The 22025-nt window shown below is 65.9% G+C and carries 18 protein-coding genes; 13 read left to right on the forward strand and 5 right to left on the reverse strand.

Annotated elements, in window-relative coordinates; translation table 11 throughout:
- Positions 1-5: 5 nt before the first annotated feature.
- The 7 genes from ACVJ19_RS26625 to ACVJ19_RS26655 all read left to right on the forward strand — a co-directional run bounded on the left by ACVJ19_RS26625 (position 6) and on the right by ACVJ19_RS26655 (position 7710).
- Positions 6-1151, forward strand: coding sequence for an acyl-CoA dehydrogenase family protein (locus tag ACVJ19_RS26625; protein WP_453952082.1), 1146 nt, complete (start codon positions 6-8; stop codon positions 1149-1151).
- Positions 1148-2215 carry an enoyl-CoA hydratase/isomerase family protein gene (locus ACVJ19_RS26630; RefSeq protein ID WP_453952083.1) on the forward strand — a complete coding sequence of 356 codons (1068 nt, stop codon included), beginning with the start codon at positions 1148-1150 and terminating at the stop codon, positions 2213-2215. The genes ACVJ19_RS26625 and ACVJ19_RS26630 overlap by 4 nt, the downstream gene beginning before the upstream one ends.
- The gene (gene mmsB / locus ACVJ19_RS26635) at positions 2125-3129 is read left to right on the forward strand and encodes a 3-hydroxyisobutyrate dehydrogenase (protein WP_453955216.1); all 1005 of its coding nucleotides are present in this window, start codon (positions 2125-2127) and stop codon (positions 3127-3129) included. Before ACVJ19_RS26630 ends, mmsB begins: the two co-directional genes overlap by 91 nt.
- Before the next feature lie 128 nt (positions 3130-3257).
- Positions 3258-4976: an AMP-binding protein gene (locus ACVJ19_RS26640; protein ID WP_453952085.1), complete on the forward strand. Its 1719-nt coding sequence runs from the start codon at positions 3258-3260 to the stop codon at positions 4974-4976.
- Positions 4977-5456 carry a MaoC family dehydratase gene (locus ACVJ19_RS26645; protein ID WP_453952086.1) on the forward strand — a complete coding sequence of 160 codons (480 nt, stop codon included), beginning with the start codon at positions 4977-4979 and terminating at the stop codon, positions 5454-5456.
- 119 nt (positions 5457-5575) lie between these two features.
- The gene (locus ACVJ19_RS26650) at positions 5576-6493 is read left to right on the forward strand and encodes an SDR family NAD(P)-dependent oxidoreductase (protein WP_453952088.1); all 918 of its coding nucleotides are present in this window, start codon (positions 5576-5578) and stop codon (positions 6491-6493) included.
- A complete protein-coding gene (locus ACVJ19_RS26655; RefSeq protein WP_456739530.1) occupies positions 6490-7710 on the forward strand; it encodes an NAD(P)/FAD-dependent oxidoreductase in 1221 nt (406 codons plus the stop codon). The genes ACVJ19_RS26650 and ACVJ19_RS26655 overlap by 4 nt, the downstream gene beginning before the upstream one ends.
- A 298-nt stretch (positions 7711-8008) precedes the next feature.
- On the opposite strand, the gene ACVJ19_RS26660 is transcribed toward ACVJ19_RS26655, so the two are convergent.
- From ACVJ19_RS26660 to ACVJ19_RS26670, 3 genes are read right to left on the reverse strand one after another with little or no spacing between them, the layout of a single operon-like run.
- On the reverse strand, positions 8009-9088 hold the full coding sequence (locus ACVJ19_RS26660; protein WP_456739456.1) for a D-TA family PLP-dependent enzyme: 1080 nt from the start codon (positions 9086-9088) through the stop codon (positions 8009-8011).
- A gap of 3 nt (positions 9089-9091) precedes the next feature.
- On the reverse strand, positions 9092-10903 hold the full coding sequence (locus tag ACVJ19_RS26665; RefSeq protein WP_453952091.1) for an ABC-F family ATP-binding cassette domain-containing protein: 1812 nt from the start codon (positions 10901-10903) through the stop codon (positions 9092-9094).
- A gap of 2 nt (positions 10904-10905) precedes the next feature.
- The gene (locus ACVJ19_RS26670) at positions 10906-11397 is read right to left on the reverse strand and encodes a YaiI/YqxD family protein (protein ID WP_453952093.1); all 492 of its coding nucleotides are present in this window, start codon (positions 11395-11397) and stop codon (positions 10906-10908) included.
- Between the two features lie 107 nt (positions 11398-11504).
- On the opposite strand from ACVJ19_RS26670, the gene ACVJ19_RS26675 reads away from it, so the two are divergent.
- Positions 11505-12305, forward strand: coding sequence for a hypothetical protein (locus ACVJ19_RS26675; protein WP_453952095.1), 801 nt, complete (start codon positions 11505-11507; stop codon positions 12303-12305).
- A gap of 262 nt (positions 12306-12567) precedes the next feature.
- Here ACVJ19_RS26675 and ACVJ19_RS26680 read toward each other — a convergent pair whose 3' ends face one another.
- Positions 12568-14940 carry a xanthine dehydrogenase family protein molybdopterin-binding subunit gene (locus ACVJ19_RS26680; RefSeq protein ID WP_453952096.1) on the reverse strand — a complete coding sequence of 791 codons (2373 nt, stop codon included), beginning with the start codon at positions 14938-14940 and terminating at the stop codon, positions 12568-12570.
- A 215-nt stretch (positions 14941-15155) separates the two neighbouring features.
- Between ACVJ19_RS26680 and ACVJ19_RS26685 the strand changes: the two genes are divergently transcribed.
- The 4 genes from ACVJ19_RS26685 (at position 15156) to ACVJ19_RS26700 (ending at position 18462) form a co-directional block, all read left to right on the forward strand.
- Positions 15156-16229, forward strand: a complete 1074-nt coding sequence (locus ACVJ19_RS26685; RefSeq protein WP_453952098.1) for a Ppx/GppA phosphatase family protein — start codon at positions 15156-15158, stop codon at positions 16227-16229.
- Positions 16230-16231: 2 nt separating this feature from the next.
- On the forward strand, positions 16232-16912 hold the full coding sequence (locus tag ACVJ19_RS26690; RefSeq protein ID WP_453952100.1) for an RlmE family RNA methyltransferase: 681 nt from the start codon (positions 16232-16234) through the stop codon (positions 16910-16912).
- Positions 16913-16996: 84 nt separating this feature from the next.
- On the forward strand, positions 16997-18085 hold the full coding sequence (locus ACVJ19_RS26695; protein ID WP_453952101.1) for a hypothetical protein: 1089 nt from the start codon (positions 16997-16999) through the stop codon (positions 18083-18085).
- A 92-nt stretch (positions 18086-18177) separates the two neighbouring features.
- Entirely contained in the window at positions 18178-18462 is a 285-nt protein-coding gene (locus tag ACVJ19_RS26700) for a hypothetical protein (RefSeq protein WP_453952104.1), read from the forward strand.
- Positions 18463-18580: 118 nt separating this feature from the next.
- Here the strand turns inward: ACVJ19_RS26700 and ACVJ19_RS26705 are convergent, their stop codons facing one another.
- Entirely contained in the window at positions 18581-20071 is a 1491-nt protein-coding gene (locus ACVJ19_RS26705; protein ID WP_453952105.1) for an MFS transporter, read from the reverse strand.
- A 454-nt stretch (positions 20072-20525) separates the two neighbouring features.
- On the opposite strand from ACVJ19_RS26705, the gene guaB reads away from it, so the two are divergent.
- Positions 20526-22019 carry an IMP dehydrogenase gene (gene guaB / locus ACVJ19_RS26710; protein WP_453952107.1) on the forward strand — a complete coding sequence of 498 codons (1494 nt, stop codon included), beginning with the start codon at positions 20526-20528 and terminating at the stop codon, positions 22017-22019.
- Positions 22020-22025: the final 6 nt, after the last annotated feature.

Consider the following 22025-nt stretch of genomic DNA (forward strand, 5'->3'; position numbering starts at 1 on the left):
CCGGGATGCAATTCGCTCTGAACGAGGATCAGGTCGCGGTTCGCGACATGGCGCTGGCGTTTGCGGCGGAGAAGATCGCGCCGCACGCGCTGCGCTGGGACGAGGAGAAGCATTTCCCTGTCGACGTGATGCGCGAGGCCGCCGCCCTCGGCATGGGCGGCATCTACATCCGCGACGATGTCGGCGGCTCCGCGATGACGCGGTTCGACGCGGCGCTGATCTTCGAGGCGCTGGCGACGGGCTGCCCGACCACTTCGGCCTTCATCTCCATTCACAACATGGCGAGCTGGATGATCGATGCCTTCGGCAGCGACACCCAGCGTTACACCTGGCTGCCGAAGCTCTGCACCATGGAGCTGATCGCGAGCTACTGCCTGACCGAGCCGGGCGCCGGCTCGGACGCGGCAGCGCTGCGTACCCGCGCGGTGCGTGACGGCGACCACTACGTCCTCAACGGCCAGAAGCAGTTCATCTCCGGCGCCGGCGGCACCGACATTCTGGTCGCAATGGTCAGGACCGGCGGCGGTGGCCCCGGCGGCATCTCGACGCTCGTCATCGACGGCAAGACGCCGGGCGTCTCCTTCGGCGCCAACGAGCGCAAGATGGGTTGGAACGCGCAGCCGACCCGCGCCGTGATGTTCGAGAACGCGCGCGTGCCGGTCGCCAACCGGCTGAGCGAAGAGGGCGTTGGCTTCAAGATCGCGATGGCCGGCCTCGACGGCGGCCGCCTCAACATCACGGCGTGTTCTCTTGGTGGTGCCCAAACGGCGCTCGACAAGGCGCGCACCTACATGAAGGAACGCAAGGCCTTTGGAAGGCGCCTCGACGAATTCCAGGCGCTGCAATTCCGCCTTGCCGACATGGCGATCGAGCTCGAGGCCGCACGCACCTTCCTGTGGCGCGCCGCCGCTGCGCTGGATCGCAAGGACCCCGACGCCACCATGCTTTGTGCGATGGCCAAGCGCTTCGGCACCGATGTCGGCTTCGAGGTTGCCAACCATGCGCTGCAGCTCCACGGCGGCTACGGCTACCTCAGCGAATACGGCATCGAGAAGATCGTGCGCGATCTGCGCGTGCACCAGATCCTCGAAGGCACCAATGAAATCATGCGGCTCATCGTGGCGCGCAAACTGATCGAGGGCGCACGATGAGCGCAGTGGAAGAGGGCGATCTCGTCGCCCGCGTCGAGGGCGCGGCCGGCATCATCCGGCTGAACCGTCCCAAGGCGATCAACGCCGTGACGCTGGAGATGTTTCGCGACATCGAGAAGGCGCTCGACCGCTTCGAGGCCGATCCTGCCGTCGCATTGATCGTGCTGGAAGGCGCCGGCGAGCGCGGCCTTTGCGCCGGCGGCGACATCCGCACGCTCTGGGAGAGCTCGAAGGTCAATGGCGACCTCGGCAAGATCCTGTGGCGCGAGGAATACATCCTCAATGCCCGGATCAAGAAATTTCCAAAGCCGTATGTCGCCTTCATGGACGGTATCGTGATGGGCGGCGGCGTCGGGCTTTCCGCGCATGCCAGCCACCGCGTCGTCACGGACCGCACGAAGCTCGCGATGCCCGAGGTCGGGCTCGGTTTCTTCCCCGACGTCGGCGGCACCTATCTGTTGTCGCATTCGCCGGGCGAGATCGGCACCTATTTCGGCCTGACCGGCCAGACCATGAACGGGCCGGACGCGATCCACGCGAAGTTTGCCGATTGGGTTGTACCCGCGGCGAAATTGGCCGAGCTGCGCGCAGCGCTGACGAAGGTCCGTCCCGGTGCGACCGCCGCCGAGGTCGGAAAGCTTATCGACGGTTTTGCAACCGGCGAGACCGCAGGGCCGGTCGCGGCGAAGGAGCCGGCGATCGACGCGCTGTTCGGCTTCGACCGTATGGAGGACATCGTCGCGGCGCTGAAGCGCGACGGCTCCGACTTCGCTCAGGCCACGCTGAAGACACTTAACGAAAAATCGCCGCGCGGCATGGTGGTGACGCTGAAGCTGCTGCGCCTCGCACGCGCATCCTCGAGCCTGGAGGAATGCCTGGTGCGCGAATATCGCGCCGCGCTGGAAGTGTTCCGCAGCGACGATTTCCGCGAAGGCGTGCGCGCGGCCGTGATCGACAAGGACCGCAATCCGACCTGGTCGCCGCCGCGGATCGAGGATGTCACGCCGGACATGCTTGCGCCGTATCTCGCCGAGATCGGCGCCGACGAGCTGAAGTTCAACTAATCAACGTTACAGCGGAGGAAACGACAATGGCCACGATCGCATTCATCGGTCTCGGCAACATGGGCGGCCCGATGGCCGCTAACCTCGTCAAGGCCGGCCACAAGGTGGTCGCCTTCGATCTCGTCGAGGCTTCGCGCAATCAGGCCAGGGCCGACGGCGCCGGCATCGCCGACAGCGCCGCGGGTGCGGTGAAAGGCGCCGACGTCGTCGTCACCATGCTGCCGGCCGGCAAGCATGTGCTCGGCGTCTGGAACGAGGTGGTTCCTGCCATGACCAAGGGCGCGCTGATCATCGACAGCTCCACCATCGACGTCGAAAGCGCGCGTCAGGCGCATGCTCTGGCCGCCAAGAGCGGCGTGCTTTCGGTCGATGCGCCGGTCTCCGGCGGCACCGGCGGCGCCAAGGGGGCGACGCTCACCTTCATGTGCGGCGGTGACGACAAGGCATTTGCGGCGGCAAAGCCCGTGCTCGAAAACATGGGCAAGAGGATCGTGCATTGCGGCGGCGCCGGCGCGGGGCAGGCCGCAAAGATCTGCAACAACATGATCCTCGGTATTTCCATGATCGCGGTGAGCGAGGCTTTTGCGCTCGGCGAAAAGCTCGGGCTCTCGCATCAGGCGCTGTTCGACGTCGCCTCGACCTCGTCGGGGCAGTGCTGGTCGCTGACCACCTATTGCCCGGTTCCGGGTCCAGTGCCGACCTCGCCGGCCAACAACGATTACAAACCCGGTTTTGCCTCGGCGCTGATGGTGAAGGACCTGACCCTGGCGCAGGACGCCGCCAAGGCCGCAGGCGCAGCGACGCCCCTCGGCAAGCATGCGCAGGAGATCTATCAATCTTTCGACGCAGCCGGGCAGGGCGGGGTGGATTTTTCCGGAATTATCAAGCACGTTCGCAGCCTCGCTGGAAAATAGCGAGGCTTCGTAGCCCGGATGGAGCGAAGCGAAATCCGGGACAGCTGCTTCCAATTGTGATGTCGGCCCCGGATTGCGCTTCGCTCCATCCGGGCTACGCTCGAAGGTCAATTGGACAGGCTCTGACCATGACGACATTTCAGGACGCGCGCGCGTTTCTGCTTCATAACCGCACGGACTACGAGACCGCGGTCAGAGACTTCCGCTGGCCCGATCCGGTTCCCTTCAACTGGGCGCTCGACTGGTTCGATGCCGAGCTAGCGGCGAACGCGGAGAGCAAGGACCGTCCTGCGCTCTGGATCGTCGATGCCGCTCAGGACAAGCAGACAAAACTCTCCTTCGCAGCGCTCTCGAAGCGCTCGAACCAGGTCGCGAACTTCCTCCGCTCGCAGGGCTTGAGGCGCGGCGATCATCTTCTGCTGCTGCTCGGCAATGTGGTCCCGCTGTGGGAGACGATGCTCGCCGCGATGAAGCTCGGCGTGGTCGTGATCCCTGCGACAACGCTGCTCACCGCCGACGAGCTGCGTGACCGGCTCGATCGCGGCAAGGCGAGGGCGGTCATCGCGGCGCAGGATCAGGTCGCAAAATTCGCGAGCCTCGGCGCCGGGAATGTCGTCCGTATCGTTGTCGGCGCGCCCTCCGATGGCTGGCTTGCCTATGACGAAGCTTCGACGGCTTCCGAAAGCTTCACGCCCGACGGGGCGACCAACGCCGACGACCCGATGCTGCTCTACTTCACCTCGGGCACCACGGCAAAGCCGAAGCTCGTCCGGCACAGCCAGCGCAGCTACCCCGTCGGTCATCTCTCGACGATGTACTGGATCGGCCTGAAGCCCGGCGACGTCCATCTCAACATCTCCTCGCCCGGCTGGGCCAAGCATGCCTGGAGCTGCTTCTTCGCGCCGTGGAACGCGGGCGCGACCGTGTTCGTGGTCAACCAGCCGCGCTTCGACGCCAAGGCGCTGCTCGCGACCATCGGCCGCTGCGGCGTCACCACGCTGTGCGCGCCGCCGACGGTGTGGCGCCTGTTCATCCAGGAGAACCTGGCCTCGTTCAAGGTGGCTCTTCGCGAAGTCTGCGGCGCCGGCGAGCCGCTCAACCCTGAAGTCATTGACCAGGTGCAGGCCGCCTGGGGCCTCACCATCCGCGACGGCTATGGCCAGACCGAGACGACCGCGCTCGCCGGCAACTCGCCGGGCCAGCCCATCAAGATCGGCTCGATGGGCCGGCCGCTGCCGGGCTATCGCGTGCAGATCAGCGATGCCGACGGCAACCCCGCGAGGGAGGGCGAGGTGACGCTGGTGCTGGGCGATGATCGTCCCGCCGGACTGATGCAGGGCTATCAGGGCGACGACGGCAAATTGTCCGGCGCCGAAGGTGCACTCTATCGTAGCGGCGACGTCGTGTTCGAAGACGCGGACGGCTATCTCACCTTCGTCGGCCGCTCCGACGACGTGTTCAAGTCCTCCGACTACCGCATCAGCCCGTTCGAGCTGGAGAGCGTGCTGCTCGAGCATGAGCTGGTCGCCGAAGCAGCCGTGGTGCCGAGCCCGGATCCGATCCGGCTCGCGATCCCCAAGGCCTTCGTGCTGCTGACGTCAGGCGCGGAACGCACGCCGGAGACCGCGCTGTCGATCTTCAAGCACCTGCATACCCGCCTGGCGCCGTTCAAGCGCATCCGCCGCCTCGAAATCGTCACCGAACTGCCGAAGACGATCTCTGGCAAAATCCGCCGCGTGCAGCTACGACGGCTCGAACGCGACGATGATCGCAATGATCCGCTGCGCGGCCGGGAATTCCGTGAGGAGGATTTTCCGGAGCTGCCGAAAACACGGAGTGAGACCTAAGTGAACGAAGTCTGGAAGAAGCCGCCGATTACGCTCGAGGCCTATCAGGCCATGGTCGGCAAGGAGATCGGCGTGTCGTCGTGGCACCTGATCGACCAGCCCCGCATCGACACCTATGCCGACGTGATCGAGGATCACCAGTTCATCCACGTCGATCCGGAACGCGCGAAGAAGGAAACCGCCTTCGGCACCACCATCGCGCACGGCTTTCTCACGATGTCGCTGCTGTCGATCATGTCCTATGAGGTGATGCCTGTGATTGCGGGCACCACGATGGGCGTCAACTACGGCTTCGACAAGCTGCGCTTCATCTCGCCGGTGCGCTCCGGCAAGCGTGTCCGCGGCCGCTTCGTGCTGGCGGAAGCGCAGCTCCGCAAGCCCAATGAATTGCAGTCCCGCACCAACGTCACGGTGGAGATCGAGGGCGAGGACAAGCCGGCGCTGGTCGCCGACTGGCTCGGCCTGATCTATTTCGCCTGACCTGAGGCGTCGTTGCCGGGCTTGACCCGGCAACCCATCGCTGCTCAAAAGCCTGTCGATTTTGATGGATGGCCGGGTCAAGCCCGGCCATGACGGTCTAACATCTAGGAAACGCACTCATGGCAATCAGGTTCGACGGACGCGTCGCCATCGTCACCGGCGCAGGCAATGGTCTCGGACGCGCGCATGCGCTGGGGCTGGCGAGCCGCGGCGCCAAGGTCGTGGTCAACGATTTCGGCGGCGCGCGTGACGGCACCGGTGGTTCGCTGTCGCCGGCTGAAGCCGTGGTCGAGGAGATCCGCAAAGCGGGCGGCACCGCGATGGCCGACGGCGCTGATGTCTCGAACTTCGAGCAGGTCACCGCCATGGTCGAGCGCGCCACAAAGGAGTGGGGCAGCGTCGATCTGATGTGTGCCAATGCCGGCATCCTGCGCGACAAGTCGTTCGGCAAGATGGAAGCCGCCGATTTCCAGAAGGTACTCAACGTGCATCTCGTCGGCACCTTCTATTGCTGCAAGGCGGCCTGGGCCGGCATGCGCGACCGCAATTACGGCCGCATCGTGCTGACGACGTCGTCCTCCGGCCTCTACGGCAATTTCGGCCAGGCCAATTACGGCGCGGCGAAATCGGGCATGGTCGGCCTGATGAACGTGCTGGCCGAGGAAGGCCGCAAGAACAACATCCGCATCAACATCATCTCGCCGACGGCGGCGACCCGCATGACCGAAGAGCTGCTGCCGCCGCAGGCGCTGCAACTGATGAAGCCGAACGCGATCACGCCCGCGGTCGAGTACATGCTGAGCGAGGACGCGCCGACCCGCACCATCATGGGCGCCGGTGCTGGCTCCTTCGCGGTGATCAAGATCGTGGAGAGCGAAGGCATCAACCTGCCGGAGTCCGAATGGACGCCCGACGCGATCGCCGCGCACTTCGCGGAGATCAGCGACATGTCGAAGGCGAAGGCCCTGCAGGGCGCGTTCGAGCAGACGCAGAAGTACGTGGCGCAGGCCGCGGCGCGGGCGGGGATCAAGCTCTGACTGACGTCGCCGTCATCGGTGCCGGTCCCGCCGGGCTGATGGCGGCGGAGGTGCTCGCGTCGGGCGGCGCCCGCGTCACCGTTTACGACGCCATGCCGTCCGCGGGCCGTAAATTCCTGATGGCGGGCCGCGGCGGGCTCAACCTCACCCACAGCGAGCCGCTGCCGGATTTCCTCGCCCGCTACCGAGAGGCGATGCCGCATTTGCGCGCCGCGGTCGAAGCGTTTCCGCCCGATGCGCTGCGCGGCTGGAGTGCGGCACTTGGACAGTTGACGTTCGTCGGCAGCAGCGGACGGGTGTTTCCAAAAACGTTCAAGGCGTCGCCATTGCTCCGCGCCTGGTTGCGGCGGCTCGATGCGGCCGGCGTGCAATTCGCATTTCGGCATTGCTGGACTGGATGGGACGAGCAGGGGCGGCTGCAATTTCAAACACCCGATGGCCGGCTTGCCATCGCTGCCGATGCGGCCGTACTCGCGCTCGGCGGCACAAGCTGGCCGCGGCTGGGCTCGGATGGGAGTTGGGTCGCTCTTCTCGCTGCCAAAGGCATTGCCATCGCAAAACTGCGGCCGGCCAATTCCGGTTTCACGGTCGCATGGTCCGATGTGTTCCGCGGCCGTTTCGAAGGCCAGCCGCTCAAGGGTGTGGCGCTGACGATCGGCGCGCACACGGCGCGCGGCGAAGCCATGATTACCCGCAGCGGCATCGAAGGCGGCGCGATCTATGCACTCTCGGCGGAGTTGCGCGAGGCGGTGCTGGAGCTCGGAGAGGCGCGGCTGACGATCGCCTTGCGTCCCGATCTCGACGCCGCCGCACTGACCACGCGGCTGTCAGGGACGCGCGGCAAGCAATCGCTGGCGAACTTCCTGCGCAAGGCCGCGCAATTGTCGCCGGTCGGCATCGGCCTGATGCAGGAGGCCGCCATCGCCTCCGGCCGTCCGCTGGCCGCGTTCTCGCCGGCCGAGCTTGCTCAGCTGATCAACGCCATTCCGGTTCAGCTCACCGGCACAGCCCCGATCGATCGGGCGATTTCGACGGCGGGCGGGATTTTGTTCGACGAACTCGACGAACATTTCATGCTGCGCAAATTGCCCGGCGTGTTTGCGGCCGGCGAGATGCTGGACTGGGAGGCGCCGACCGGCGGCTATCTGCTGCAGGCCTCGTTTGCGACAGGGGCTGCGGCGGGCAGGGGCGTGCTCGCGTGGCTCGAGGAATCGTAGGGTGGGCAAAGGCGCGAAGCGCCGTGCCCACCATGTCTCCGCTCATGCCGGCTTGATGGTGGGTACGCTTCCGCCTTCGCTCTTCGAGCTTCGGCGGACAAGTCGCTTTGCTCACCCTACGGTACTGAAGCGTTCTTAGAACGCCGCCGCCCTTCGAGGCCTCCGCTTCGCTCCGGCACCTCAGGGTGACGGCATCGCGACGGCAGTCTAACGAGAGCGTCATCCTGAGGTGCTCGGCTTCCGGTGCGGCTAGCACCGGAGGCCGAGCCTCGAAGGATGCGTGGGCGCTCCGCAGCGCCTACCGCAGCTTCCCGCGTGCCGCCACCGGCAGCGTGCCGATGATCTCCTCGCCGCGCACCATCACCACCTCGTCCATCATGTTGACGACGACGCAGACGTGGTTCGGCACGATGCGGACGACGTCGCCGACATTCGGGCGCGTGTTGCTGCGGGACAGGTCGAGGAAGCCGTGCTCCTCGGCGAACTTCGCGATTCTAGCTTCGGGGTGCTCGAGGATCAGGCCGTGGCCGTCGAGGCCGCCGGTGTCGGTGGTCAGCGTCTTCGAGCCGGCGTCCAGAATGCCGCGCTCGGGCGCGGCGCGGCTCACCACCGTCGAATAGATGTGCAGCGCGCAGTCGTCCCAGGTGGCGGAGCCGGCTGCGACCTGCATGCGATCGTTGTAGATGTAGGTGCCGAAGCGATGCTCGGTGCCGCCCTTGAGCTTGCCGATGTTGACGAGGTTCGGGGTGCCGCCGGTCGAGACGATCTTTGCGTCGAGCCCGTGCGCGCGCACGCCGGCCAGCGCCTCGTCGTAGAATTTTTGTGCGTCGGCCCAGCCGGTTTCGGTCGGGTAGAGCATGAAGCCGGCGAATTGCAGTCCCTTGGACGCGGCAATCTCGCGTGCCAGCGCGATCGCCTCGGCCGGCGTCTCGACGCCGGCACGCTTGCGGCCTGTGTCGCATTCGACCACGACCGAGAGCGGACGGCCGGACGTCGCAGCCGCTTTGGGCAGGCCGGCGACGACGGTCGAATTGTCGGCGGCCACCGTCATGTTCGCCTTCGCCTGCAGCGCGCCGAGCCGCGCCATCTTCTCGTCGCCGAGGAGGTTGTAGCTGATCAGGATGTCGTCGATGCCGGCATTGGCCATGATCTCGGCCTCGCCGAGCTTCTGGCAGGTGATGCCCTTGGCGCCCGCCGCGACCTGCATCTTGGCGATGGTCGGGTTCTTGTGCGTCTTGATATGGGGGCGGTTGGCGATGCCGGCGTCGTCGCAGGCCTTCTGGATGCGCGCGATGTTGCGCTCGACCCTGTCCATGTCGATGACGGCGCAGGGCGTGCCGTATTCGCGGGCGATTTTTGCGGCGAGGGCTGTTGTCATGGGTTAAGCCTGTTCTATCTCTTCGCGGAGCATTTCAAGTTCGAGCCAGCGCTCTTCGGCAGCAGACAGTTCGTCGTGCGCCTTGGCGATCGCGGCCGACGTATCGTCGAATTTCTTCCGATCTTTCGCATAGAGATTGGGATCGTCGAGCACGCGCTGCAATTTTGCAATATCGGCGTGCAACGTCTCCATCTTCTTCGGCAACGTTTCCAGCGCGTGCTTCTCATTGAAGCTCAGCTTCCGCTTGGACGCGGACGAGGGAGCCGCGGCGCGCTCCTCTTTCTTCTCCGCAGCCGGTTGCGCCTTCGCCGTCTCGCGCTTCAGGTCCGCGCCACGTTGCGCCAGCATGTCGCTGTAGCCGCCGGCATATTCGATCCACTTGCCGTTGCCTTCCGGTGCGATCACCGAGGTGACGACGCGATCGAGGAAGTCGCGGTCGTGGCTGATGAGGATCACCGTGCCCTCGTAGTCGCCGAGCATCTCCTCGAGCACGTCGAGGGTTTCGAGATCGAGGTCGTTGGTCGGCTCGTCCAGCACCAGCAGGTTCGAGGGTTTTGCCAGTGCGCGCGCCAGCATCAGGCGGCCGCGCTCGCCGCCCGAGAGCACTTCCACCGGCGTGCCGCGCTGCTCCTGGCCGAACAGGAAGTCCTTCATGTAGCCGACCACGTGCTTCGGCCTGCCGCCGACCATGATCTGATCGCCACGGCCGCCGGTCAGTGCTTCCGCCAGCGTCGATTTGGGATCGAGGCTTTCGCGGTGCTGGTCGAGCGTGGCCGTCTCCAGATTGGCCCCTAGACGCACGGTGCCGGAGTCCGGCTGCGAGCCCCCGGTGAGCAGATTGACCAGCGTGGTCTTGCCGGCGCCGTTCGGGCCGATGATGCCGAGCCGGTCGCCGCGCTGGATGCGCGTCGAGAAGTTTTCGACGATTTTCCTCTCGCCATAGGCCTTGGTGACGCCCTTGGCCTCGATCACCAGCTTGCCGGATTGCTCCGCTTCCGCCGCAGCGAGACTGGCGGTGCCCGCCGTGCCGCGATAGTTGCGGCGCTGGTCGCGCAGCGCGTGAAGATTGGCGAGGCGCTTGACGTTGCGTTTGCGCCGTCCGGAGACGCCGTGGCGCAGCCAGTGCTCCTCGTCGACGATCTTGCGGTCGAGCTTGTGCTGGTCGCGCTCCTCTTCCGCGAGCACCTCGTCGCGCCAGCTCTCGAACGAGGCAAAGCCGCGGTCGATCTGCTTGATCCTGCCGCGGTCGAGCCAGGCGGTGGAGCGCGAGAGATTGGTGAGGAAGCGGCGGTCGTGGCTGATGATCACCAGCGCGCCGCGGCGGCTGTCGAGCTCCTGTTCCAGCCACTCGATGGTGGAGAGGTCGAGATGGTTGGTGGGCTCGTCCAGCAGCAGGATGTCGGGCGAGGGCGCCAGCACGCAGGCGAGCGCGGCGCGACGCGCCTCGCCGCCGGAGAGATTGTGCGGGGTCTCGTCGCCGGTGAGGCCAAGCTGTTCGAGCAGGTAGCGCGCCTGGTGATGGTCGTCACCCGGCGCAAGCCCCGCCTCGACATAGGCGAGCGTGGTCTTGTGGTCGCCGAAGTCGGGTTCCTGCGGCAAATAGCGGACTGTCGCGCCGGGCTGCACGAAGCGCGTGCCGCCGTCGGGCTCGACAAGGCCCGCCGCGATTCTGAGCAGCGTCGACTTGCCCGAGCCGTTGCGGCCGATCAGGCAGACGCGCTCGCCTGGCGCGACATTGAGCTCGACGCCCGACAGCAGCGGCGTGCCGCCAAAAGTCAGCCTGATGTCCTTCAGTTGGATCAGCGGCGGCGCCATGATCAGCCCTGACTCGTTGCGGCCGCGTCAGTGCGTCGGCGCTGGATCCGGCGCAGCGTCTGGTCGAGCGCCGAGAGGAAGGCGGAACGGTCGCGCGGCGCGAACGAGCGAGGGCCGCCGGTGACTTCGCCCGCGGAGCGCAGATCCGTCATCAGGTTGCGCACCGCCAGTGTCATGCCGATCGACTCTTCCGTGAACGGCTTGCCATTCGGTGCGATCACGTCGGCCCCTCGCTTGACGCAACGGCTCGCCAGCGGAATGTCCGATGTCACGACGACGTCGCCGGGCTTCGCCCGCTCCGCGATCCAGTCGTCGGCCGCGTCCATGCCGGCGCCGGCCGCGACGCGCTCGATCAGCGGGTCCTGCGGCACGCGGATGAAATTGCCGGCGACCACGCTCACGGGCACGCCGTGCCGGATCGCGACGCGATAGATCTCGTCCTTCACCGGACAGGCGTCGGCGTCGACAAAGATGCGGGTGGGAGTGTCGGTCATTCCGGCGCGTGGTACCGCATTCGGGCCGCAAAGGCGAGGGGATTGACCGCTGTTCCCCGGGGCCTACGATCGCCCCTGAAACAACAAGAATTTGGGGAAAGGCCCACATGCCGAACCGGCTCGAAACCTGGCGCGTCGAGGCCTACAACACCGCAAAACAGTCCGAAAACAAGATGCATGACGACACGGTGGCGCGCCGCTTCGGCTTCGAAGGCGGGCTCGTCCCGGGCGTCGACGTCTTCGCCTACATGATGCACGTGCCGATCGCACGCTGGGGCCGCGATTTCCTCACGCGCGGCCTGGTCGAGGCGCGCTTCATCAAGCCGGTCTATGACGGCGAGGCCGCCGATGTCGACGCCACCGAGCATAATGGCCTGCTGACGATCGAGGTCTTCAGCCGCACCACGCTCTGTGCGACCGGAACGGCCTCGCTGCCGGCGGCCGCGCCAGCGGTATCGCTCAGCGACTATGTCGAGGTCCCCGCGATCGCCGAGCGCAAGCCGGTCAGCCTTGCCACCTTCGAGACCGGCAAGTGGCTCGGAACGGCGCCGCGCCGCTGGACGGGGCAGGCGGCGACAGAGTATCTCGCGGACATCAGGGAGACCGACCCGATCTTCGCGCGCGAGGGCCTCGGTCATCCCGGTCTGATCCAGCGGGTCATGAACAGCGTCCTCGTCGACAACACCATTTTGGGCCCGTGGATCCATGTCGGCAGCCGCATGCAGCTGCTGTCCGCCGCGCGCGCCGGCGATGAGATCACCGCGCGGGCAAAAGTCACCGCGAACTACGAGAAGAAGGGTCACCGCTTCGTCGAGCTCGACGCGCTGGTCATCGCCAACGGCACGACGCCGCTGGCGCACTGCCAGCACACCGCAATCTACCAGCCGCGCGAGCAGGCGGCGGCGTAGCATCAAGCACTGTCATTCCGGGGCGGTCCGAGAGGACCGAACCCGGAATCTCGAGGTTCTCAGGTGCGCAAAGTGCGCACCATAGTTCGATGCTTCGCATCGCCCCGGAACGACTGGTGAGATTCAAAGTCGGAGTCATGCCCCGCGAAGGCGGGGCATCCAGTACGCCGCGGCTTCTCGGTCAATCGCTGCCGCCTCGGCGTACTGGATCGCCCGGTCAAGCCGGGCGGTGACAGTGGAGTTTGTGGCGACGATAGCGCCCCTACGCCGCTTTCCCCTTTGCGTCCTCGATCGCACGCCACACCCGCTCCGGGGTCAGCGGCATGTCGATGTGCTTGATGCCGTAGTCGGAGAGGGCATCGAGCACGGCGTTCACCACGGTTGACAGGCTGCCGGCGCAGCCGGCTTCGCCGCAGCCCTTGCTGCCGAGCGGATTGGTCGTGGCCGGCACCGGGTGGTCGCCGACCGTCATGAACGGCACGTCCTCGGCGCGCGGCAGGGCGTAGTCCATCAGCGAGCCCGTGATCGGCTGGCCGCTCTCGTCGTAACGGACATGCTCCATCAGCGCCTGACCGATGCCCTGGACGACGCCGCCATGGAGCTGGCCCGCGACCAGCAGCGGATTGATCACCGTGCCGAAATCGTTGACGGCGCTGTAGCGCACGATCTGCACCACGCCGGTCTCCGGGTCGATCTCGACCTCGGCGACATGGCAGCCGTTCGGGAACGCCGAGGCGACCGGATCGCTGGTGTGGTCGACATCGAGCGAGTCGGGCACGCCGTCCGGCACCTTGCCGTCATGCAGCTTTTTGGCGAGCTCCATGATGTCGATGCTGCGGTCGGTGCCGGCGATCGTAAAACTGCCGTCGGCGAACTCGATGTCGGCCTCGGACGCCTCCAGCATATGCGCGGCGGCACGCTTGCCTTTTTCGATGACGAGCTTGGCGGCCCCCACAATGGCCTGGCCGCTCGCGGTGATCGAGCGCGAGCCGCCGGTGCCGTTGCCGGTGTGGACGATGTCGCTGTCGCCCTGCACCAGCTTGACGTTCTCGAAGGGGACGCCGAGCTGCTCGCACAGCACCTGCGCGAACGGCGTGGCATGGCCCTGGCCGTAATCGAGCGTGCCGGTGATGAGCTGCACGGTGCCGTCGGGGTCGAACACGATCTTGCCGAGCTCGGGGCTCGGCGGTGCAGTGACCTCGAGATAGGAGCCGACGGCGATGCCGCGCAGCCTGCCGGCTTTCTTGCTCTCATTCTTGCGCTTGGCAAAATTCTCGTGGTCGGAGATCTCGAGCGCCTTGTTGAAGACGGCCTGGAAGTCGCCGCTGTCATAGGTGACGCCGGAGGACGCCGCGAACGGGATCTGGTTCGGCTTGATGAAGTTGCGCTTGCGCAAGGTCAGCCGGTTGATGCCCATCTCGTCGGCGGCGCGGTCGATCAGCCGCTCCATGTAGTAGTTCGCCTCGGGCCGGCCGGCGCCGCGATAGGCGCCCATCAGCGTGGTGTTGGTGAGCACCGTCTTGATGTCGACGCCCATCAGCGGCGTACGGTAGACGCTGGAAAAATTCTTGCCGGTGTTGAGCGAGAGCGGACCCGGCGCAACGCCGGTGATATAGGCGCCGAGATTGCCGTAGCCGGACAGCTTTGCCGCGAGGAAGTGCCCCTCGGCATCGAGCGCGAGCTCGGCATGGATCTTCTGCGCGCGGCCGTGGCTGTCGGAGAGGAAGCTGGTGGAGCGCTCATCGAGCCACTTCACCGGACGTCCCAGTGCCTTCGCCGCGTACAGGATGCACATGTATTCGGGGTAGTTGATGTTCTTCATGCCGAAGGAGCCGCCGACATTGGCGGTGAGGATGCGCACCTTCTCGTTCGGCACCTTCAGGTTCTTGGCGAGGTTGGCGCGGTTGCCGGCGACGCCCTGCGTCGGCACCTGGAGCGTGTAGCGCTCGGTCTTCTTGTCGTAGGAGGCGAGCCCCACGCGCGGCTCCATCGAGACCACCGCAACGCGGGTGTTCTCAATGTCGATCCTGGTGACGTGGGCGGCGCCGGCAAAGGCCGCATTGACCTTGTCCATGTCGCCATAGTGGTAGTCGAGCGCGACGTTATCAGGGATGTGGTCGTAGAGCTGCGGCGCGCCGGGCTGGGCGGCTTCCTCGGGATCCGTCACCGCCGGCAGCGGCTCGATGTCGAGCTCGACCGCCTCGGCCGCGTCGCGCGCCTGGGCCAGCGTCTCCGCGACCACGAAGGCGACGGGATCGCCGACGAAGCGGACCTTGTCGGTGGCGAGCGGCTGGCGGTTGGTCTGGAGCAGGGCCGAGCCGTCACGGCTCTTCAACGGCAGGCCGCAGGTGAAGGGGCCGTAGCCGGCGGCATCGAGGTCCTTGCCGGTCCACACCCCCAGCACGCCCGGCATCGCCCTGGCGGCATCGAGGCCGATGCCGCGGATGACGCCATGGGCATGGGTCGAGCGGACCACCACGGCATAGGCCTGGCCGGGCAGGTTGAAATCGTCGGTATAGCGGCCCTTGCCGCGCACCAGGGTGTCGTCCTCCTTGCGGCGGACGGGCTGCCCGACGCCATATTTTTGCAGTGCAATAGCGTTTTCGAGCGTGGACGATTTGGTGTGTTCTTGCATGGAATCGACCTGAAAAGCCGGCAATTGCGCGATTTCGCGGGGCGCCTGGAGGGGGGCCGGACCCCCTTCAGATAGCCCACGGACCCGTTCACGACAACGCACGAATGGGCATGGTCCTATGTGATGCGATGTTGCGCAGGCCCGCCGCGCTGCTAATGTTTCAGGCGAAAAAGCAATTCCGGATCGGCCCATCGGGCCGTGGAAAGACAGTTTGTATGAATGACCATACGCGGCTCCGCGACGGCCATGGGCTGCACGGTGAGCTGGAGGGGTCGATGGCAGCGGTGGCGTTGGCCACCGACCCGGCCGTCCCCGCGCAAGTCGCCGGAACCGGCGTCTACGCGGCGCTGGACCTCGGCACCAACAATTGCAGGCTGCTGATCGCCTGTCCGACCCAGGACGGCTTTCGCGTGGTCGATTCCTTCTCGCGTATCATCCGGCTCGGCGAGGGGGTCTCGGCGACCGGCTCGATCAGCGAGGCCGCGATCGAGCGCGCCATTGCGGCGCTCAGCATCTGCCGCGACAAGATCAATCTGCGCAAGGCGCGGCGGTTGCGGCTGATCGCCACCGAAGCCTGCCGCGCAGCCTCGAACGCGGAAGGGTTTCGCAGCCGCGTCGCGGCCGAGACCGGGATCGAGCTCGAGGTGATCGACCGCGAGACCGAGGCCTCGCTCGCCGTGCTCGGCTGCTCGCCGCTGGTCGACCCGAGGGGGCGCGGCGCCATCCTGTTCGACATCGGCGGCGGTTCCACCGAGCTGGTGCGGATCGAGCGCGACCCCACCAATCCGGAGCCGCGCATCAAAGCCTGGATGTCGATCCCCTTCGGCGTGGTCACGCTCGCCGAACAGTTCGGCGGCCGCGACGTGACGCCGGAGATCTATGCCGCGATGGAGCGCGAGGTCGAAAACCACGTCGCGCCATTCGCCGAGGAGCACGGCGGCGATCTCACTGAGATGCATCTGCTCGGCACGTCGGGCACGGTGACGACGCTCGCCGGCATCCATCTCAATCTGCCGCGCTACGACCGCCGCCGCATCGACAGCATCTGGATGAACGATACCGACATCACCGCGACCATCAACAAGCTGCTCGGCATGAGCTACGAGGAGCGCGCGAACAACAGCTGCATCAGCGTCGAGCGCGCCGACCTCGTGCTGGCCGGCTGCGCCATCCTCGACGCCATCCGCCGCGCCTTTCCGCTGCCGCGCCTGCGCGTCGCCGACCGGGGCCTGCGCGAGGGAATGCTGGTCGAGATGATGCGCGAGGACGGCGCGCTCAGGAGCTGGTGAGAATGGCCAAGGACACCACCGGCCGCTTGCACGTCCAGGTCAAGACCGGCGGCAAGCGCAAATTGTCGTCGAAGCTGTGGCTGGAGCGTCAGCTCAACGATCCCTATGTCGTGAAGGCCAAGGCCGCGGGCTATCGCTCGCGCGCCGCGTTCAAGCTGCTCGAGATCGACGACAAGTTCCGGCTCTTGAAGCCCGGCATGGCCGTGGTCGACCTTGGCGCGGCGCCCGGCGGCTGGAGCCAGATCGCGGCCAAGCGCGTCGGCTCCACGGAAGGCAAGGGCAAGGTCGTCGCCATCGACCTGTTGGAAATGCCCGAGATTCCCGGCGTCGATTTCGCGCAGCTCGACTTCATGGCCAACGATGCGCCGGAGAAGCTGACCGCGATGCTGGGCGGCGGCGCCGATGTCGTGATGTCCGATATGGCCGCCAACACCACCGGCCACCGCAAGACCGACCAGCTCCGTATCGTCGGCCTGGTCGAGACCGCCGCGGCGTTTGCCTGCGACGTGCTCAAACCCGGCGGCGCGTTTCTGGCCAAGACGTTCCAGAGCGGCGCCGATGCCGAGCTGCTCGCCCAGCTCAAGCGCGATTTCGCGACGGTGCGTCATGTGAAGCCCGCGGCGAGCCGGCAGGATTCCTCGGAGCGCTACGTGTTGGCGACGGGGTTTCGGGGCGGGTTGTAGCGGGTTGCAACGTCCCGTTTTGCACTAGTGCTGCAATGCATTGTTCGGCTAGTTTCATCGCGGGATTCCCGGGGTGAGGCCAAAATGAAGTTTCGAGCATTTTCGGGCGTTGCGGCAGCAGCTTTCACACTGATGGTGGCGCAGCCGGCCGCAGCGCAGTCCGGCGGCATCAGCATCTATCAGGAAATCAACAACAACGTAGTGCAGAACATTCTGCAGAACGTTCGTGACCAGTTGCGCCGGCGAGACATTGTTCTGCCGTCCTCCGGCAGACTCGCGCTCGGTGTAGGCGGATCGGATTTCGACAACCGTGATCCGTTCGCTGCCCGTGGTGTCGATGATCCCTTCCGGGCTCTTGCTTACGCGAAAGCGCCGGGCGCGGCCCCTGCTGTCGCTTCAGGCTGGCTCTACAGCGGCAATTTGATCGGCGGCGTAGACCGCTCCATGACCGCTGGCATCGTGACCGACACCTCGTCAGTCACCGGAGCATTCGATGTGACGAAGATCGGGATTTTCGCCGGTGACGACGCGCTTACGTTCATCGGGACGGGGGGTGGCTCCTGGTCCCACCAGGGCGGTCTGTTGACAGTCGACACCACCGCACCTTCGACCTCGGTCACAGTCGCATATCTGAGGGGAGGCCTTTCCGCCGATCTGACCAGCTTCGTCGGCTGGACTAGAAGCACGCTGTCAGGCTCCGGATTCGCCCCAGCGGTCATTGAGGGCAACTCGCTCGGCTTCACCGGAAACGTGCAATACCGGTTTGATTTTCCCTTTTCGGTGTTCATCGAGCCCGGGATCGGAATGACCTACTCCGAAGGCTACTCGGAGAACTTCGGGACCAAAATTTCCGACACGACGGAGGTGCACGGCGGGGCCCGGTTCGGGACCCAAATGAGATGGATGGATTATACGGTTCAGCCATCCGTCTCCTTGTTCGCCTATCAGATCACCGACTCGAGCGCGCTCGGAGTTGTCGGGCCAATCATCCCCACGAGTGCAATCGGCTATCGCGGGTCCGGCAAGATTGCCGTTGTCTGGAGCCCGAGTTTGACCTCCTATCTCGAGGTGCACGCGATCGGACCGGCTGGCGGTCCCAGCAAGCCGCTCGCAGGATACAGCCCGACCCAGACCACGGGAGTTCAAGCCGGTCTCCGCTACACGTGGAATTGAGCAGCCATCGCGTCTGGAGCACGGCCCCAAGCCCTTGATCGGCCTCGAGGGGTGTGCTCCACTTTAGGTCGAATATTTTGAGGATAGCCACAATGCATATCGGAACGCTTTCCCGCGCAGCTGCGACGCTTGTACTCGGCACCATCCTGATGCCCGCCTTGGCAAATGCCCAGAATGTACAGAGGCCCAACGTCGGGACCGGCGTGACGTCCCGCACATTGCCCAACCCCAATACGCCAAGGGTTCAGCCTCAGGGATTGCAGTCCGGAAGCTACGCCAATCCTGCCGCAAACCGTTTCAACAATCCTGCGTCGCAACCGAACTTTGCCTTGTCCGGTCCTTATGTGGGAATGAAGTATATCGGGAATGTCCCGTAGAGGTTTGTCCTCCGGCTTCTGAACGCAGCGTCCGCGCTGTTCTCGCCGCCGCGGCGAATGCTGACGCGCAGGCGCAGTTTGAAGTCATGATGCTGTGCACGACATCGCGAGCCTCTGATTATCCAAGCCTCTGATCCCGCACGTCCTGGGTGTCCTCCGTCGCGGTCTTGACCGCCGCCTTTTCCGCACCCTTGCCCGCGCCCTTGCGGCTGGCGATCTCCACGGCCTTGCGACCGGAGATCTCGTGACCGGCGTCGACGGGCATCTGCCAGAAGAACCAGCTCGATGCCGCCGAGGTCAGCGCGACCACGACGAAGGCCGGCGCGAACACCGTGGCGTCGATCTCGCTGATATGGTGGAACCACATCGTCGTTTCCACGCAGGCCGCGCCGACGGCGACGCCGGCGGAGACCGCGAGCTGCTGGTTGACGCTGACGAGCGTGGTGGCCCGGCTCATCTGCGCGGTTTCGACGTCGGCGTAGGCGACCGTGTTGATCGCGGTGAACTCCAGCGAACGGAAGAAGCCGCCGACCACCAGGATGACCATGATGATGAGCAGCGGCGTCGTCACCGTGAACAGCGCGCAGACGGCGAGGAAGAACGCGCTGACGATCGCGTTCACCGTCATCAGGTTGCGAAAGCCGAAGGTGCGGATGATGCGCGCGGCCAGCGTCTTCATGCCCATCGCACCGAGCGAGGAGGCGAAGGTGACAAGGCCGGAATGGAACGGCGACAGGCCGAAGCCGATCTGCATCAAGAGCGGCAGCAGGAACGGCAGTGCGCCGATGCCGAGCCGGAACATGAAACCGCCGAACACGGCCGCGCGCAGCGTGGGCAGCTTCAGGAGCGAGAAATCGAGCACCGGCGAGCCCGTGCGCCTTGCGTGAATGACGTAGAGCGTCATCGAGATCGCGCCGCCCGCGATCAGCGCGGCGACGGTGCTCCAGGGCAGCAGGTTGAGCCCGGCGACCGACAGGCCGAAGGCGATGCCGGCAAGGCCAATGCCCGCCAGCACCATGCCGTAGAGGTCGAACGGCTCGCGTTCCTCGCTCTTGATCGGGTCGATGAAGCGCAGCGCCATGAAGATGCCGAGCAGCCCGATCGGGATGTTGATCAGGAAGATCCAGTGCCAGGACGCGTAGGTGGTGATGAAACCGCCGAGCGGCGGGCCGATCACGGGACCTATGAGGGCAGGGACGGTCACCCAGGCCATGGCATTGACCAGCGCGCTCTTGTCGACCGAGCGCAGCAGCACGAGGCGCCCGACCGGCGTCATCATCGCCCCGCCCATGCCTTGCAGGATGCGCGCGAACACGAAGTCGGTGACCGAGGTCGACAGCGCGCAGCCGACCGAGCCGACCATGAACACGCCGACCGCGATGGCGAACACCATCCGCGCGCCGAAGCGGTCGGCGGTCCAGCCGCTCGCCGGGATGAACACCGCGAGCGACAGCAGGTAGGAGGTGATTGCAAGCTTCAGCGTCAGCGGGCTGGTGCCGATGTCGGCCGCGATCGCCGGCAGGGAGGTGGCGATGACAGTCGAATCCATGTTCTCCATGAAGAGAGCAGTGGCCACGATCAGCGGAATGATGCGTTGCTTGTCGACCATGACGGATCGGTAATGAAAATCGGAAGGAATGGCGAGAATTGCGGCTTATCACCGCCGCCGGGCCGCGACCATTGCGGATCGACGCATAGCACCTAAATCCCGCGTAACAACGGTGTGACCCTCTCTCGTCATTCCGGGGCGCGCCACTTGGCGCGAACCCGGAATCCATGGGCCCGCAGGGATCGCTGCGGGATGGACCCGGGCTCGCGACTTCGTCGCGCCCCGGAACGACGGCGGGTGGCCCGCCGCCTGGCTATCCACGCCGAATTTACCCTAAAAAGCCTGTGCATGGCTGGCCGGCGGCTCGAATTGCTTTGATTCGTCACGCGGGCGTGCTATCGACCCGCGTCAACCCCACCGATGGGCTCCGATTCTCCGGCGATGCCGCAAGGTACGCCGAGGGCGGCGCTCATCCATAGCTATTTGCGGCAGGGCCGCAGGAAGGAGTTGGCAGATGGCCACGGTGCAACTTCAAGGCATCCGCGAAGCCTTTACGTTCGACGACGTGCTGTTGAAGCCGGGCCTTTCGGACGTCATGCCGGGCGAGGTCGACATCCGCTCGCGCGTCACCCGCGCCATTCCCCTCAACATTCCGATCATGGCCTCCGCGATGGACACCGTCACCGAGGCGCGCATGGCGATCGCCATGGCGCAGGCCGGCGGCCTCGGCGTCATCCACCGCAATTTCGATCCCGAAGGGCAGGCTGCCCAGGTGCGGCAGGTCAAGCGCTACGAGTCGGGCATGGTGGTGAACCCGCTCACCATCAGCCCCGAGGCGACGCTCGACGACGCGCTCAAGCTGATGAGCGATCACGGCATCTCCGGCATTCCCGTCGTCACCGGCGCGAGCAAGACCACGCCGGGCAAGCTGGTCGGCATCCTCACCAACCGCGACGTCCGCTTTGCCACCGACCGCCGGCAAAAAGTCTCCGAGCTGATGACGCATGAGGGCCTCGTCACGGTGCGCGAGAATGTCAGCCAGGACGAGGCGCGGCGGATGCTGCACCAGCATCGCATCGAGAAGCTGCTGGTGGTCGACGAGCAGTATCGCTGCGTCGGCCTCATCACCGTGAAGGATATGGAGAAGGCGGTCGCCCATCCGCTCGCGTGCAAGGACGCGCAAGGGCGCCTCCGCGTTGCCGCCGCCACCACGGTCGGCGATACCGGCTTCGAGCGCACCGAGCGCCTGATCGATGCCGGCGTCGACCTTGTCGTGGTCGACACCGCGCACGGCCATTCCCGCCACGTGCTGCACGCCGTGAACCGCATCAAGCGCCTGTCCAACTCGGTGCAGGTCGTCGCCGGCAACGTCGCCACCACCGAGGGCACGCAGGCGCTGATCGATTCCGGCGCGGATTGCATCAAGGTCGGCATCGGCCCGGGCTCGATCTGCACCACGCGCATCGTCGCCGGCGTCGGCGTGCCGCAACTCACCGCGATCATGGATGCGGTCGAGGCGGCCAAGAAGGCCGACATCCCCGTCATCGCCGACGGCGGCATCAAGTTCTCCGGCGACCTTGCCAAGGCGCTCGCCGCCGGCGCCGACATCGCCATGGTCGGCTCGCTGCTCGCCGGCACCGACGAGACGCCGGGCGAAGTGTTCCTGTGGCAGGGCCGTTCCTACAAGGCCTATCGCGGCATGGGCTCGGTCGGCGCGATGGCGCGTGGCTCGGCCGATCGCTACTTCCAGCAGGACATCAAGGACTCGCTCAAGCTCGTGCCCGAAGGCATCGAGGGCCAGGTGCCCTACAAGGGCCCGGTCGGCAACGTCATGCACCAGCTCGCCGGAGGCTTGCGCGCCGCCATGGGCTATGTCGGCGCAAAGGACATGAAGGAGCTGCACGACAAGGCCCAGTTCGTCCGCATCACCGGCGCAGGCCTGCGCGAAAGCCACGTCCACGACGTGACGATCACGCGCGAAGCCCCGAACTATCCGGGCGGGGGTTAGTTACGC

The sequence above is a fragment of the Bradyrhizobium sp. USDA 376 genome, assembly GCF_054063675.1.

Bases quoted from the DNA above. Each gene is read 5' to 3' on its own strand.
- guaB (WP_453952107.1), top strand. From the start codon at position 20,526: ATGGCCACGGTGCAACTTCAAGGCATCCGCGAAGCCTTTACGTTCGAC.
- ACVJ19_RS26660 (WP_456739456.1), bottom strand. From the start codon at position 9,088: ATGACAACAGCCCTCGCCGCAAAAATCGCCCGCGAATACGGCACGCCC.
- ACVJ19_RS26690 (WP_453952100.1), top strand. From the start codon at position 16,232: ATGGCCAAGGACACCACCGGCCGCTTGCACGTCCAGGTCAAGACCGGC.
- ACVJ19_RS26680 (WP_453952096.1), bottom strand. From the start codon at position 14,940: ATGCAAGAACACACCAAATCGTCCACGCTCGAAAACGCTATTGCACTG.
- ACVJ19_RS26695 (WP_453952101.1), top strand. From the start codon at position 16,997: ATGAAGTTTCGAGCATTTTCGGGCGTTGCGGCAGCAGCTTTCACACTG.
- ACVJ19_RS26630 (WP_453952083.1), top strand. From the start codon at position 1,148: ATGAGCGCAGTGGAAGAGGGCGATCTCGTCGCCCGCGTCGAGGGCGCG.
- ACVJ19_RS26665 (WP_453952091.1), bottom strand. From the start codon at position 10,903: ATGGCGCCGCCGCTGATCCAACTGAAGGACATCAGGCTGACTTTTGGC.
- ACVJ19_RS26640 (WP_453952085.1), top strand. From the start codon at position 3,258: ATGACGACATTTCAGGACGCGCGCGCGTTTCTGCTTCATAACCGCACG.
- ACVJ19_RS26705 (WP_453952105.1), bottom strand. From the start codon at position 20,071: ATGGTCGACAAGCAACGCATCATTCCGCTGATCGTGGCCACTGCTCTC.
- ACVJ19_RS26650 (WP_453952088.1), top strand. From the start codon at position 5,576: ATGGCAATCAGGTTCGACGGACGCGTCGCCATCGTCACCGGCGCAGGC.
- ACVJ19_RS26625 (WP_453952082.1), top strand. From the start codon at position 6: ATGCAATTCGCTCTGAACGAGGATCAGGTCGCGGTTCGCGACATGGCG.
- ACVJ19_RS26675 (WP_453952095.1), top strand. From the start codon at position 11,505: ATGCCGAACCGGCTCGAAACCTGGCGCGTCGAGGCCTACAACACCGCA.
- ACVJ19_RS26670 (WP_453952093.1), bottom strand. From the start codon at position 11,397: ATGACCGACACTCCCACCCGCATCTTTGTCGACGCCGACGCCTGTCCG.
- ACVJ19_RS26685 (WP_453952098.1), top strand. From the start codon at position 15,156: ATGAATGACCATACGCGGCTCCGCGACGGCCATGGGCTGCACGGTGAG.
- ACVJ19_RS26700 (WP_453952104.1), top strand. From the start codon at position 18,178: ATGCATATCGGAACGCTTTCCCGCGCAGCTGCGACGCTTGTACTCGGC.